The organism is Lactobacillus sp. ESL1191 (genome assembly GCF_058504435.1).
On record NZ_CP196365.1, the window covers coordinates 1,131,370 to 1,143,889 of the forward strand.

At 40.3% G+C, this 12,520-nt stretch carries 16 protein-coding genes and 1 pseudogene; 1 reads left to right on the forward strand and 16 read right to left on the reverse strand.

Annotation, left to right across the window (positions count from 1 at the left end):
• Positions 1–16: 16 nt before the first annotated feature.
• The 15 genes and pseudogenes from ACSYSN_RS05865 to ACSYSN_RS05935 all read right to left on the reverse strand — a co-directional run bounded on the left by ACSYSN_RS05865 (position 17) and on the right by ACSYSN_RS05935 (position 11,268).
• A pseudogene (locus ACSYSN_RS05865) lies at positions 17–1,469 on the reverse strand (galactokinase family protein).
• Positions 1,470–1,666: 197 nt separating this feature from the next.
• Positions 1,667–2,602: an AAA family ATPase gene (locus ACSYSN_RS05870; protein WP_491711953.1), complete on the reverse strand. Its 936-nt coding sequence runs from the start codon at positions 2,600–2,602 to the stop codon at positions 1,667–1,669.
• Between the two features lie 102 nt (positions 2,603–2,704).
• The gene (locus ACSYSN_RS05875) at positions 2,705–3,373 is read right to left on the reverse strand and encodes a 2,3-bisphosphoglycerate-dependent phosphoglycerate mutase (RefSeq protein ID WP_491711954.1); all 669 of its coding nucleotides are present in this window, start codon (positions 3,371–3,373) and stop codon (positions 2,705–2,707) included.
• 4 nt (positions 3,374–3,377) lie between these two features.
• A complete protein-coding gene (locus tag ACSYSN_RS05880; RefSeq protein ID WP_491711955.1) occupies positions 3,378–3,560 on the reverse strand; it encodes a hypothetical protein in 183 nt (60 codons plus the stop codon).
• 9 nt (positions 3,561–3,569) lie between these two features.
• Positions 3,570–4,457 (reverse strand): cation diffusion facilitator family transporter, encoded by an 888-nt coding sequence (locus ACSYSN_RS05885; protein WP_491711956.1) that lies wholly within the window; start codon positions 4,455–4,457, stop codon positions 3,570–3,572.
• A gap of 55 nt (positions 4,458–4,512) precedes the next feature.
• Entirely contained in the window at positions 4,513–5,193 is a 681-nt protein-coding gene (locus ACSYSN_RS05890) for a histidine phosphatase family protein (protein ID WP_491711957.1), read from the reverse strand.
• Between the two features lie 295 nt (positions 5,194–5,488).
• Positions 5,489–5,626, reverse strand: a complete 138-nt coding sequence (locus ACSYSN_RS05895; protein WP_491711958.1) for a hypothetical protein — start codon at positions 5,624–5,626, stop codon at positions 5,489–5,491.
• 10 nt (positions 5,627–5,636) lie between these two features.
• Positions 5,637–5,927 (reverse strand): hypothetical protein, encoded by a 291-nt coding sequence (locus tag ACSYSN_RS05900; RefSeq protein WP_491711959.1) that lies wholly within the window; start codon positions 5,925–5,927, stop codon positions 5,637–5,639.
• A gap of 136 nt (positions 5,928–6,063) precedes the next feature.
• Positions 6,064–6,417, reverse strand: a complete 354-nt coding sequence (locus ACSYSN_RS05905) for a hypothetical protein (protein ID WP_491711960.1) — start codon at positions 6,415–6,417, stop codon at positions 6,064–6,066.
• Positions 6,418–6,595: 178 nt separating this feature from the next.
• Positions 6,596–7,237, reverse strand: a complete 642-nt coding sequence (locus ACSYSN_RS05910) for an ABC transporter ATP-binding protein (protein ID WP_491711961.1) — start codon at positions 7,235–7,237, stop codon at positions 6,596–6,598.
• A gap of 11 nt (positions 7,238–7,248) precedes the next feature.
• The gene (locus tag ACSYSN_RS05915; protein WP_491711962.1) at positions 7,249–7,905 is read right to left on the reverse strand and encodes a hypothetical protein; all 657 of its coding nucleotides are present in this window, start codon (positions 7,903–7,905) and stop codon (positions 7,249–7,251) included.
• Between the two features lie 415 nt (positions 7,906–8,320).
• Entirely contained in the window at positions 8,321–8,584 is a 264-nt protein-coding gene (locus ACSYSN_RS05920) for a hypothetical protein (protein WP_491711963.1), read from the reverse strand.
• Positions 8,571–9,359, reverse strand: coding sequence for a hypothetical protein (locus ACSYSN_RS05925; RefSeq protein WP_491711964.1), 789 nt, complete (start codon positions 9,357–9,359; stop codon positions 8,571–8,573). Before ACSYSN_RS05925 ends, ACSYSN_RS05920 begins: the two co-directional genes overlap by 14 nt.
• Positions 9,360–9,441: 82 nt before the next feature.
• Positions 9,442–9,897, reverse strand: coding sequence for a DUF2712 domain-containing protein (locus ACSYSN_RS05930; protein ID WP_491711965.1), 456 nt, complete (start codon positions 9,895–9,897; stop codon positions 9,442–9,444).
• Positions 9,898–10,407: 510 nt separating this feature from the next.
• Positions 10,408–11,268 carry an Rgg/GadR/MutR family transcriptional regulator gene (locus tag ACSYSN_RS05935; protein WP_491711966.1) on the reverse strand — a complete coding sequence of 287 codons (861 nt, stop codon included), beginning with the start codon at positions 11,266–11,268 and terminating at the stop codon, positions 10,408–10,410.
• A 13-nt stretch (positions 11,269–11,281) separates the two neighbouring features.
• On the opposite strand from ACSYSN_RS05935, the gene ACSYSN_RS05940 reads away from it, so the two are divergent.
• Entirely contained in the window at positions 11,282–11,404 is a 123-nt protein-coding gene (locus ACSYSN_RS05940; RefSeq protein WP_491711967.1) for a hypothetical protein, read from the forward strand.
• 276 nt (positions 11,405–11,680) lie between these two features.
• Here the strand turns inward: ACSYSN_RS05940 and ACSYSN_RS05945 are convergent, their stop codons facing one another.
• Positions 11,681–12,319, reverse strand: a complete 639-nt coding sequence (locus ACSYSN_RS05945) for a hypothetical protein (RefSeq protein ID WP_491711968.1) — start codon at positions 12,317–12,319, stop codon at positions 11,681–11,683.
• Positions 12,320–12,520: the final 201 nt, after the last annotated feature.

Below are 12,520 nucleotides of genomic sequence, written 5' to 3' on the forward strand. Positions count from 1 at the left end.
TCTTTTTGAAATTTGGCTAGTCGTCACTAGGCGATGCGGACTGCTCAGCTAGTCCGACTTTTTGGACAAAACGCATAAAGGCTTTTTGCCCCGCTTGCGTCCGCTTGAAGACCCCAGCATCTTCAAGTACCCGCGCAAAGATCTGACCTAATTTCGCGCGCAAGATCTGATCGACATTATCTGCATTTATTCGCTGCCTTGCCCTAATTTGCTGCGCCCAGGGCAGATGCATTGGTGCCACCTGATTCGGCTCATCTAGCAAAAACTTTTTGACTTCCTCTAGCTCGGGTTTCAAGCGCGGCGGAAGAATAGCCAGACCCATGACCTCAATCAGACCAATGTTTTCTTTTTTAATGTGCTGGACATCTGGGTGCGGGTGAAAGATGCCATCCGGGTATGCTGAGGAAGTCTGGTTATCGCGGAGTACCAAGTCCAATTCAAAATCATGACCGCGGCGCCGAGCAATCGGCGTTACTGTGTGGTGCTGCACGCCATTAGTGGTGATTTTGGTAGCTAAATCTACTAGTTGTGCCTGGTCTCGCTTAACTAGAGCAATCGCACAACCACCAAATCCGGCTCCGGTCATGCGGGCACCCAAAGTCCCAGCTTGGTCCCAGGCCGCGTGAACCAACGTGTCAAGTTCCTTTCCGGTTACTTCGTAGTCAGCTTCAAGCGAAACGTGCGAGGCGTTGAGCAAGTGGCCGAACCGTACCAAGTCTCCATTTTGCAAGGCCGCTTTAGCAAGTAGCGTCCGGTGGTTTTCCCAGACGGCATGCCGGCTACGCTTAAGCAAATTTGCTTGCGGCAGCAAGTAGCTGTACTCGTCCAGCGTTGTAGTGTCTAAGTCGCCAAGAGACTTAATCTTAAGCTGCCGCTGCAACCAATGTAGCGCCTGGTCACACTCACTTCGGCGTTCATTGTACTTAGAGTCAGCTAACTCCCGGCGCTTGTTAGTGTTCATAATGACAATTAGGTTATCCTGCAAGTCAAGTGGAACCAGATCATAATCTAGGGTCTCTGCATTGAGCAAAATAGCATGATTCTTTTGACTCAATTCAACGGCGAATTAGTCCATAACGCCAGAGTTAACCCCGATAAAGTCGTTTTCGATTTTAACGCCGAGCTTAACCATGGCAAGGTGATCAATCGACAGGTGGAACTGGTCTTCAATCATGGTTCCGATTGGCATAGTTGGCCCAACCGTCTTCCTTAACATAGCGTAACTGGTCCAGGTCAACCTCAATTACCCCAGCTTGGACAAAACTGGTGGAATAAAGCCTAAACTTGCGGTCTACACGCGGACTAGCGGCACCATACAAGCCAAGCGAGATTGCACAAGGAAAAACATGACCGCCGTTATAATCCGTGTGCTCACCAATTAGTTTGATTCGACCGGGAGCAAAGTAATACCTACTTGGCAGCTCCTGGTAAATTTGCTTAAATCCTGCTTGTAAATCTGCAATTTGCATTATCATCACTCTTTTTCTTTAAAAGCACTAATAAAAGCGATTACAACTCAATTATACCGTTTTTTTTTGCTTGCACGACAGCTAACTTTTTACCATTATTAGCGTAATAAAGACTTTCGCTAGTCTCAAATCATTGGTAATACAATAAGAGCTCAATCCACCAAAGTTGTGAATTGAGCTCTTATTTTGCTAAGCAGCTACCAGATGTGCAAGAGCCGATCTGGTTGTAACTTGCTTAAGTTGAATTGATGCACGTGTTGCGGCCTACTCTGGGGATAGTCCAGGGCAAAGTCGGCCAAGTTAACTAATCCAGTTGAATAAGTCCACACACCCTTGACCTTCTTAATGGGATCAAAGACTTCATTGCGCACCGGATAAGCCGAAATGAGAAAGTGTTTATGATGAAACTTAAACACAAAGTACGGCAAGCGGAAGTTGTCGATAATTTCCGTGCTGGTCTTACCGATTGTTATCACGTTGCGGTATGTCCCGTACCTTTCCGTAAACTGATCATTAAAAGAAAAGTAAAAATTGGAAATATGAACATGAGGGAAATCTTCCTCCGGTACCTGGTCAGGCACCGCAAACACATGGGCAAAGTGATCTAAATTACTTTCCCGCTGTGATAACGCCCGGCTCAACTGGTTGGGATTAATCACGTGTGCCCACTCGGGAACCTGCTGATTCTCTTGGTAAGCTAGGTACATCTCCCTAATCACTTCTGGCTTGACCCAATCGTACTGCCGACGAATTTCATTGCGATTGAGCAAGTTATTCAGGGTCTTGTGGTACATCAGGTCAACAATGAAGGCTTCATAACGGTATTGTTCGACCCAGGGCTGGTAATGGTCAATACTCTCCGCGGAAATATGGGTGCTGTCAACAATGACCGTTTCACCTCGCTTCATCTTTGCTTCAACCAGGCTGTCTACCAAGCGTTCCGTTTGCTCGTTAGCATAACGGGGCACAACTTGGTGTAGGCTATCGGATTCTTCTTCATAATAATAGGTTAAATTGGCCAACAATAATCTAATCTGATCACGGCTAATCGCATATGGCTGTAGGTGATGACGGGCAATGAAAGAAGATTTTCCGGAGCCGGGTGCGCCTCTTAATAAAAATATTTTACGCATACCTTTACTCCAAACTAAGAATGTAAAATTAAATTGATATCGTAATAAATTTTACCACATATCTGAATAATTCCTTAACCTGAAATAGTATGCAAAGCAAAATTAGTGCAGAATTTCCCGGTTAACCAGCCGTAACTGCTGGTCCATGGTATAAACAAGCGGCTCTGCATTGGGCACTTGCACGATGGCGGTGTCACTAATTTTTTCTAACTTTTTGATCAAAGCACGCAGACTGGAACCATGAGCCACAATTAATTGGTCCTCACCCTGCAACAGCCTATTGGCCACGCAGTCTTGGTAATATGGTAAGAGGCGTTGTTGCGTCTGGTACAAGCTCTCAGCTCTGGGCAAGCTAGGCATATCACAATTGTGATATGCCCGTCCACTGACTGGTTCACCGGCAGGCGGAATCGCATAAAAGCCCCGTCGCCATTCCAGAACCTGCTCCTCACCAAAAATCACACGTGAAGCTTCCTTATTGAGACCACGTAGTTTGCCATAATGGCGTTCATTCAGTCGCCAAGTCTTCATGATGGGCACGTACAAGAAATCACTGGCTGCTGCCACAATATTGGCCGTCATAATCGCTCGCTTTAAAACAGAGGTATGGATACAAGTGGGCTCAAAGTCACTGAGGCCGGCAATGAGTTCGCCTGCTGTTTGAGCTTGCCTAATTCCCCGGGCAGTTAATTCGACATCGTTCCAACCCGTATACACATTAGAAAAATTTGCGGTACTCTCGCCGTGCCTAACTAGTACTAACTTGGGCATCTTATTAACCTAACCAGTGAGCAATTAGCATTCCGATGCCAGCAATGGTAAACAATGTTCCCAGTAGCATAAATGGTTTACTGCCTCGGCCTTGGTTGTGGTTGCGCCGATTATAGCCATAGGCTAGGTCATATAGACCTACAATAAGGACGATAATTGCCGTAAACAGATTAATTTTAAGATTCATTTCCTATTCCTATTCTTGCGACCGTTCAGAAGTAATCATCTGATCATTCTTGCCCCGCTCGCATTCTACCTGAAAGTTGATGTGATTAATGCCCAAGCGTTCAAGTTTTTGTGCGATTGCCTGGGTTAGCACCTCAAATTCGCCTGCAGTCAAGTCAGCATTCACGTTAACGTGGGCATCTAACATGACATAGCGGTCACTATAACGCCACACGTGCACATGGTGAATATTCTTGATTTCGGGGTAAGACAGCACCAGTTGATTCACCTGGTCTAGGTCGATGTCCGGATTAGACTCCATTAGTACATCAGCTGCCTTACCGGTTAAAATGCAGGCTTCCCGGAAGACAAAGACTGATACTAACATTGTCATTACTGGATCAATCCAGGTAATATGCCAAAAATAAATAAAGATGGCCCCAATAACAACAGCAACACTAGAGAGGGCATCGCTCAACATGTGAATAAAGGTAGACCGGACATTCAGATTATCGCCGCCCTCTTGGTGCATTACCAACATTGAAAGCAGATTTGCCAGTAGACCAATAACGGATACCACTAACATGATGCCACCACTAATCTCGGTAGGCTCCCAAAAGCGCTCAAGCGCTTCAATAAAAAGCGCAATACTAATCAGGATTAAAATAACCCCGTTAGTAAAAGCCGCTAGCGTCTCCGCCCGGTCATAACCAAAGGTTTTCTTTTGATTGCTACGACGATTACTAATCAGGTGTGCCACAAATGAAATAATAATGGCTCCGACATCACTCAAATTATGAACTGCATCAGACAGCAGCGACAGGGATCCTGAAACAAAGCCCCCTATAAATTCAGCAACAGTAATAAGAACATTTAACGCTGTAACAAAGGCATAGCGCCTGGTCGTGTGATCTTTCATTTTGTTTTCCTTCCAAAATTATTGTAACAAAAAATCCTACTTTGATAGTAGGATTCTAGATATCTTTTGCATCTACGTTGTAATCGACAATTTCAAACTTGCCGTTTTCATGGAGTATGCCCCGACTGACACTGCCATTGTCAGGGAAAATGATGTCGTGTAACCCATCACTCTTATTCCAGTACTTGATTCCTAGCGTCTTGATGAAGTCACCGTGAGAAACGATTAACACCCGCTGTTCCTGGCGGCTTAAGTCGGCTAAAACCGAAATTGCTTGTACCATGCGCTCATCTAGTTCAGCCTTGTTCTCGGCTAGGTGGCGCGGGTCGGCTTGTTTGGTCGCTTCCCGGAACTCATAAATACCGACTTGGTTGATAATTCTGGTAACATCATCTTCATCGCTAAGTCCAGCAGCATGAGCCACTTGCTTCCAAGTATCGCGAATATCGTCGCCTTCAAAGGAACCAAAGAAGACCTCCCGGAACTCCAGCAGTTTTTTGATCTTACCAATTTCTGAAACCTGGTTGGCATCCTTCATCAAATGGACAGTATCGATTGCACGTTTTAGGTCAGAGGAATACATATTGTCGAAGTGAACTTGACTAAGCGCCTGCGCCGTCCGCTTCAAATCATTAATCCCTTTAATGGTCAACGGTGAATCGCACCACCCTTGAACCTTGTCCAATTGATTAAACATCGTTTCGCCATGACGTACGAGATAGACTTCTGTTGCCAATTTGTATCCTCCTTTCAGCTAAATAATATCTAAATACTATACCATAAATGAACAGCAAAATAAACCGCTAGCTGCCAGGAATCCTTAAGCGACCAGCTTAAATAGCGCACCTTGTAATTATGCTCAAACAAAAAATTCACGCTCCCGCCTGAATTTTTATAATCTACTGGCTAGCTTAAGTAGCTCGATGTGACCAGCTATCAACAATCCTGCCACGGTCTAGTCGATAGACCTCATCGGCTAGTTCACCAATGAAGCGCTCATCATGGGCCGTAACCAAGACTGTGTGCCTCTTTTATCCGCAAGTCTTGCCAGAACTGTATGGGCCCACAATTCCGATAATCTTTCCCGTGTTAATGGACAAATTAATATCGTTTAGGACAACTTCTCGCTTGATAACCTTGGTAACATTCTTAAGTTCTAAAAAATTCATTTGTACCTCCTCAATCGAGAACATCTTGTCTACTCTTCTTCATTGTTAAAACGGCAATTACCACGCTGAATAATAGAAAATAGGTCAAGAGCACCCAAATAGTGTGTCGCTGGCTGTTGCTATCAACTGGCGTTAGTAGATAGGACAGGAAAAGCTCAGCCCGGCCAGAAAGCTTGGCCAAAAGCCACGTTGCACAAGACAGGGCAAAAGGAACAACCATTTCGAAACCATTGGGTATGTCATAGTATGAGGCAGCCAAACCAGTTAGGCCGTACAAACCTCCAAAAATGAAGGTAATCAATATCACACAAAGCAAAAATAGAGCGCGTGGTGGGCAAATAGACCATACCCCCAGCCAGTGGGCTTAAGCAGTTGCACCCCTGCCTCGATAGACCTCTTAGCGAGGCCATATTTAGCAAAAAAGTAAGCAGCTTCCACTAATAACGGCAAGACACCGACCGTACCCCCACAACAAAAGAACTGGCAGTAGTTGAAAGAAGGTACTGCCGCTGCGTTTGCTTGGTTAAGATACTATTTAAGAGGTGATTGTGTTGGTCCAATTGAAAGGTACTGCTGGCTGCTAAGCCGCACATGACAGGCAAGGCTAAGTAATACATGAGGCTGACCCAATTACAGTTGTTAAAGCCCGTAAGGTGCATAAAGGCATTGTTACTACTGCGCCCGACTCTAATGGTCTCAGCCTGAATAATCACCAGCACCAAGCCAATCACTAGTGCTAGCGAGGTTTGCCAACGTAGACTCATTCCCTGAACTTGCTTCTTAAAAAGCATTATTATCTCCCTTATAATCCTAACCTAAAAACAAAAATTAATATATGATTCAAAAAAAGTATATTTTAATTTAAGCATAAAAGTATAAATTTTCAAAATAGGCAATGGTTCACCCACTGCATGAGCCATTGCCTATTTTATAGTATAAAGGGCTTTCTATAAGTAATAACCAAATTTCCTAGGATTGATTACTACTTATCTTGCCATTATCAAGTAGATAAATATCATCTGCTATTGCTTTAATTATGCGATCGTCGTGACTAGCTAGCAAAATTGTGCATCCTTTTTGACGCAGGTCACTAATTAAGTGCATAAACTGCTCAATTGATTTCTGATCTAGACCATTAGTCGGTTCGTCAAGTACTAGTAGTTCTTGCTTTTCCATAAAGGCTTGAACAATTGCTAATTTTTGACGCATCCCCAAGGAAAATTTTTTCACTTTTTTATTTTCGTATTGATCTAAATCAAAAACTTTCATTGCAGCAATAATTTCTGGCTCACCAACTAAATTTTTGATTGATGCAAAGTATTGTAAATTTTTAAATGCAGTATACGAATTAATAAAACCAGGCGTTTCAATTATCGCACCAACATTAGTTTTCCGTTCAGCATTTAAACTGACTTCATTTCCGTCAAGAACTATTGAACCGCTATTGATTTTAATCATACCCAAAATGGCCCGAAACAGCATGGTCTTACCTGATCCATTCGAGCCAACAATACCAGTAACTGTTCCCTTATTAATTATCATATTCACATTGCTTAAGACCGTTTCATTACTAATAGTTTTAGTAACATTGTTTACTTCCAAAAAGTTCATCTTTTATCTCCTCATTTTGTTTCAATCCGCTGATTTACCTGTTGTAATACGAATACCAATGCACATGACCAAATAATATTACTGATACTCGATTTGACCGTTACATTATTTGTCAGCACGATTGAATAGTCTGTCTTTAATATCAATGCCAAGAGAGCTGTGATAATTCCCACTACCCAGCCCAAGACTGGTTCAATTAAAGAAAAAGCCAACATCAGCAAAGTGAAAGCCATAAAACTTAACCATAAAGCAAGAAACAACTGACTAAAGAAAAGTAAATTCACTCTACCAGCTTGCAAAATTATAATTATAATCAAAAAGATAAAGTTATAAATAGCCGAGAAGGCTGCAGTCGTCAGCAAACAATCTCTTAAAATAGTTGTTTTTTGTTCGTTTCTTACTACAATCAGAGGATTCGCAGCAAGCAACTTCGTTTGCACGGTAGCAATTATATATAGTTCGCCACCTAAGTAATAAAATAACCAGCCCACATTGCTAAATATGAAATTTAAATTATCCGCTTGAAAAGTAACAAAAATATTACGTTTTGAGCCAAAGCCTGCAATCTGACAATACTGCCACCAAAATATTACCTGAAATAATGCTAAAACAACTTTGCCGAAGCGATTACTGATGAAGATTTCGCATAAATAAGATCGCCAATTCATAATAAGTCTCTCCCACTGTAGAGAGAAACGCTTAATATCCAGCAAATTAAGACAGTTCCCCACATTATGACTGATTGCAGTAATAACCTAATCATATCTCCTGTCAGTAGATAAAATGAATTTATAAAGTCGCGTAGCAGTTGATTATGTATTGTTGTACTTAAGAGTCCTACTACTAATGCATATAAACCGCAATTAACAAAAAAATAATTGGACTTCGGTAATAATAGGAAGAGTACTAAAATAAGACTTTGAAAAAATACCAGATTTTCAAATGCTATAACTATCGTTAATAAGAACTGGGTCCAATATATTTGATCAATTCCGGACTCAAGCAAAATAATTCCTTGTAAAGATACGGTTGCGCTCAATGCCGTCCAAAAGCCGCTTAGAACTATCCACGAAATCACCGTTTTTAGCCAGTCTTCTTTGCGCTGATAGCGCATTGTTCAAAATAAGTTGTAAATGGGGGAACCAAGATGACCAAAAGAACACAGAAAAAGGCGTCAATTGAATAAAAAGTATTAGGGTAAAAGAGTTGGTAGATGGCTGCTTTCTTGCCTAATCCGCGCTCAATGCCAGTAATGCGATATAGGATAAGCAAGGTACTAACAAAGCAAATTGTAATAATGATAATTTTTCTTGAATTAGCCTGAAGCAAGCGTTTAATTGAAGACATCTTGTTTACACTGCTTCCAGGTCAAGGTTAGAACTGTAGCGCTCATAACCACAAAATAAGCCAACAAAATGTAGATATCGAAAAAATATGAATTGCTATAAGTCGGAGTCAAAACGTAGTACAGAGAAGCTTCGGTTTCTCCAGTAATTCCTGACAAAACTATAGTTAAAAAAGATAAAACGAAAGGAATGATCGTCTCCATTCCTGCACGTAAATCGTAGTAGGTTGCAACCAGTCCGATTAAGCTAAACAACCCACTAAAAATAAAAGTAATCAGCATAATGCATAACCAGAATAAGAGTGGCTGATGCATAAACAAGTCATATCCCCAGCCAGCGGGGTCAATAATTTGAAAATCTTGTCCTTTTGGAACACTGGTAACTCTGTAATTTAAGAAGAAGTAGCCGGCTTCCGCCAATAAAGGCATAACTCCAACGGTCCCACCAAATAAGAAGGAGCTGGCTGTAGTTAAAAATAAATATTGCTTATTCGTCTTCTTAGTTAGCAGTTCGCCTAAACGGTGATTTTGGCGGTCTTCCTGAAAAGTGCTACTAGCAGCCAAGCCGCACATCAAAGGCAATATTAGATAATAAACGGAAGTTCCTGATCCACTAAAACCAAAACCCGTCAAATGTAAAAATGCATTATTGGTTGCGTTAGCATTCATTTGATTAATTGTTTTAGCTTGAATAAAAACTATTAAAAAACCGATTAATAAAGCTACCCAGGTCTGCCAACGCAGAAACATTCTTTGAATTTGCTTTTTAAAAAGCATCTCTCTTCTCCCTTATTAATAGCAAAAGAGAAAATATTCTATTGACGAATATTTCCCCCTTTTTATAATAATGCGCTATTAACTAAACTGAATCTGGGCTCCATTTGCCACGTGTGTGCACATTAACAACTTGAAATCCATCAGTCTTAAGACCTAGTTTAATATTTGTCCGACCATACATTTCGTATGCAAGATTGTAGATACGAGCTACTTGACCCTGCTTAATAGAATATGACCTACTTTGAACACCAGTGCCATTAGATCTTTCAACCCAAACAATAGCTTTTCCCATACCAATTTCAGTTAATTTTGCATAACTACGACTTTTGTCTGTCTTCAACCTAGCATCTGTACGAGCTACTTGATTAAATCTTGGTAAATTCAAATCCCAAGTCGTATCTGAATGATTATTTCTGAGCAAAGTCGAAGTATCAGCAGATTCAATGTTATTTTCTAATTCATCTGCTAATACAATTCCTGCTGATCCTGCTGTAAGCATTACTCCAGCTAATGCAGAAAACAATAGCTTCTTTTTCATAAACTCTCTCCTAAATATTATTTCAACGTAATCATTAATTATTTAAAAACTAATAACTATGTCTAACTCTAATGACAAATGAATGATTACAATTTAACTAAGGATCCTTTTGTTATTTCATTCACCATACATTAGTTTAACAATAATCAATATTTAAATTATTAATTGTTCAATATAGCGAACAAATTAGTTTGATTTTTTAAAAAAGTTATTATCCGATAGTTTAAATTAATGCTCTTGGTATACCTTCTTTAATTGGGAAAACCTTTGTTAATAACTAAAAGAAAAATAATCCCAAGAGATATCCGTTCTTTTAACATAGATTCCTATTAACTAAATTGAATCTAGTCGCCTTGATAACCGTCAACGTATAGTTTTTAATATATATTTTCTTTTATTGTACAGTTTATGTAGTTACAAGTCCAATAAATTTTAAAACAAGTTTGTTCTATATAATGAACAATGGCACTGTCAAGTTTACTGTTTAGGGTATTATAATGGTGTTTTAGATTACTTCTTTTGGTATAGTTGCTTTAGTTGTGAGAAGCTTTTTTGCAAGCCTGCACTGAACTGATCCAGCTCTAAGTAATCTAGCATTGGAAAGAAGATGGTTGTCAGCCGAGTTTCATCTCGGGTCTCAATATAGTATAAGAATTCATCAATAAGTTTCATCCTGAGCTTCTCAAAAGCAAAACTATCCGATAGCTTTACTGACTTGAGCTCTTGGTTGAGAACTTCCGCCTTGTTGGCATTATCGTAGAGTAGGGCATACGAAGCGTTAATTACCGTGTTCAGTGCAGAATGCTGCCACTTGGTGTCTTCATTTTGGGTTTTAACAATTTTGGTAATTAACAGCTTGCTCAATCCACAGATGCGTTTGCCTGGCAAGAGGCTTAAAGTATTCCCAAAGATAAAGACATCCTCATAGTGCCATTCTTCTATTGCCGACAAGAGCTCCTCAAGTCGCTCCGTATCACTGGACAAGAAAAGATTCTCACCAGTTGATGCTTTCAAAAAATTGCATGCTACAGCTGCCTTTTGAAATCCCCTCTTATCATATTGATTTTGGTGGCTTTGCGCTAGGCTGGCCTTTGCAAGTGATTTTAGTTTTACATCATCATCATCATAGTATGCTGACCAGACATCTTCGATATCGAGATAGTCACGCGGGCTCTGGGTATCCAGTTCCATCAACTTGATGTGCAAGCGGCCAAGCATCGCCAGCACCTTGTAAAATGCCATGTTGCCCTTACCATTTTCCCAATTATAGAGCGCCGTTTTTGAAGTAATGCCGGCGGAGGCAGTATCTAAACTATAATGTTTTTGTTCACGCAATTGTTTGAATTTTTTACCATATTTTGTATTATTCATGGAGGTACCTCAAATGAAAAAGAACTTGTTAAAAAGAAAATTTGTTACCGTTTTAGTATTACTTTGCGGAGGAGTAATAGCTATTCCTTATGCCTTTCCGCTACTGATCGGCCAACAAGTAAGCTTGCTGGGATAAGCCAATAACTTATTGATTTAAGGATTGCATCAGTGCCAGTTAGCTGAAGGAAGTTTAGTAAAATAGCCGCTAGAACAAGTGAGTGTTCTAATGGCTATTTTTTGTTCATGTAAGCCCTAGCCTTAAAGTAAGAAAAGTTTACCCTACTTCCCAAAAAATAAAAATATAAGCACATAGAATTCAAAAAGCGAATTCATTCAATTGCCTTGAACGAACTCGCTATTTGTATGATTAAGCTTCAAATAGAACCAAAGGCTTTTTAGGTTAGCAGTACATTTACTTTTGCATACCTATTAATAAAGAAGGAATATTGGCATATACTCTTTGCTTCATCCACTTTTTCAATTGCTGAACAGAAGTTTTACCCAACTTCTTCTTGTGTCCATGGAGTCCCTTAACCATTTTTTCGGCCTTAGCCAATGCCTTCTGCGCTGCCTTTTTATGACCTTCATCACGTAGATGCATTGCCTTGACTTCAACCTTAACTAGTGGCTTCAAGGCTTTACTTTGAGCATTAGCATTATAAATTTCAGCAACTGGACTAAGCCAGCCCTGGATTTCACCACTCTTATCAGTGATGTGGGCCGAAAAACCATTTTCAATTGTTCTTACTTCAGTTACCTTAAATTTCACTTTTTTACTAGCAAATTTTTTAACATCTGTTTGACTATATTTCTCTAGCCTGTGCAAATTGAGATAAATCTCAGAATTTTTTCTTACCCGGAAAGTATAACCTGCTTGACTAAGGTTCTTAGTCCAATTCTTGTCAATCGTTGCCTGTTCAGTTTCCTCAGTTTTACCTGGTTGGACCTGATTCGGCTCAGTTATATCAGCTTTTACCATAGCTAGCTGGCACGTACTTGCAAGTGAAAGTGCGCAAATAGCAGACGTCAATAATTTTGTCCATTTCTTCATCTTATAACCTCCGTCAATTGTTGTTACCTGAATGATACCATTATTTCATATTTACTTAAATATTTTTTGTTTTATAAGAAATAAATCTTAATAGTTTGCTCATCAAAATTTCTGCACCTTCACTCCATGAATGAATGCGTTCTTGTCTATCAAGGAACACTTGCATGCGCGTCTCTTGATGCATCTAGCTTATCAAATTTT

Bases quoted from the DNA above. Each gene is read 5' to 3' on its own strand.
- ACSYSN_RS05885 (WP_491711956.1), bottom strand. From the start codon at position 4,457: ATGAAAGATCACACGACCAGGCGCTATGCCTTTGTTACAGCGTTAAAT.
- ACSYSN_RS05895 (WP_491711958.1), bottom strand. From the start codon at position 5,626: ATGAATTTTTTAGAACTTAAGAATGTTACCAAGGTTATCAAGCGAGAA.
- ACSYSN_RS05880 (WP_491711955.1), bottom strand. From the start codon at position 3,560: ATGAATCTTAAAATTAATCTGTTTACGGCAATTATCGTCCTTATTGTA.
- ACSYSN_RS05920 (WP_491711963.1), bottom strand. From the start codon at position 8,584: ATGTCTTCAATTAAACGCTTGCTTCAGGCTAATTCAAGAAAAATTATC.
- ACSYSN_RS05940 (WP_491711967.1), top strand. From the start codon at position 11,282: ATGAAAAAGAACTTGTTAAAAAGAAAATTTGTTACCGTTTTAGTATTA.
- ACSYSN_RS05930 (WP_491711965.1), bottom strand. From the start codon at position 9,897: ATGAAAAAGAAGCTATTGTTTTCTGCATTAGCTGGAGTAATGCTTACA.
- ACSYSN_RS05910 (WP_491711961.1), bottom strand. From the start codon at position 7,237: ATGAACTTTTTGGAAGTAAACAATGTTACTAAAACTATTAGTAATGAA.
- ACSYSN_RS05945 (WP_491711968.1), bottom strand. From the start codon at position 12,319: ATGAAGAAATGGACAAAATTATTGACGTCTGCTATTTGCGCACTTTCA.
- ACSYSN_RS05870 (WP_491711953.1), bottom strand. From the start codon at position 2,602: ATGCGTAAAATATTTTTATTAAGAGGCGCACCCGGCTCCGGAAAATCT.
- ACSYSN_RS05905 (WP_491711960.1), bottom strand. From the start codon at position 6,417: ATGCTTTTTAAGAAGCAAGTTCAGGGAATGAGTCTACGTTGGCAAACC.
- ACSYSN_RS05915 (WP_491711962.1), bottom strand. From the start codon at position 7,905: ATGAATTGGCGATCTTATTTATGCGAAATCTTCATCAGTAATCGCTTC.
- ACSYSN_RS05935 (WP_491711966.1), bottom strand. From the start codon at position 11,268: ATGAATAATACAAAATATGGTAAAAAATTCAAACAATTGCGTGAACAA.
- ACSYSN_RS05875 (WP_491711954.1), bottom strand. From the start codon at position 3,373: ATGCCCAAGTTAGTACTAGTTAGGCACGGCGAGAGTACCGCAAATTTT.
- ACSYSN_RS05925 (WP_491711964.1), bottom strand. From the start codon at position 9,359: ATGCTTTTTAAAAAGCAAATTCAAAGAATGTTTCTGCGTTGGCAGACC.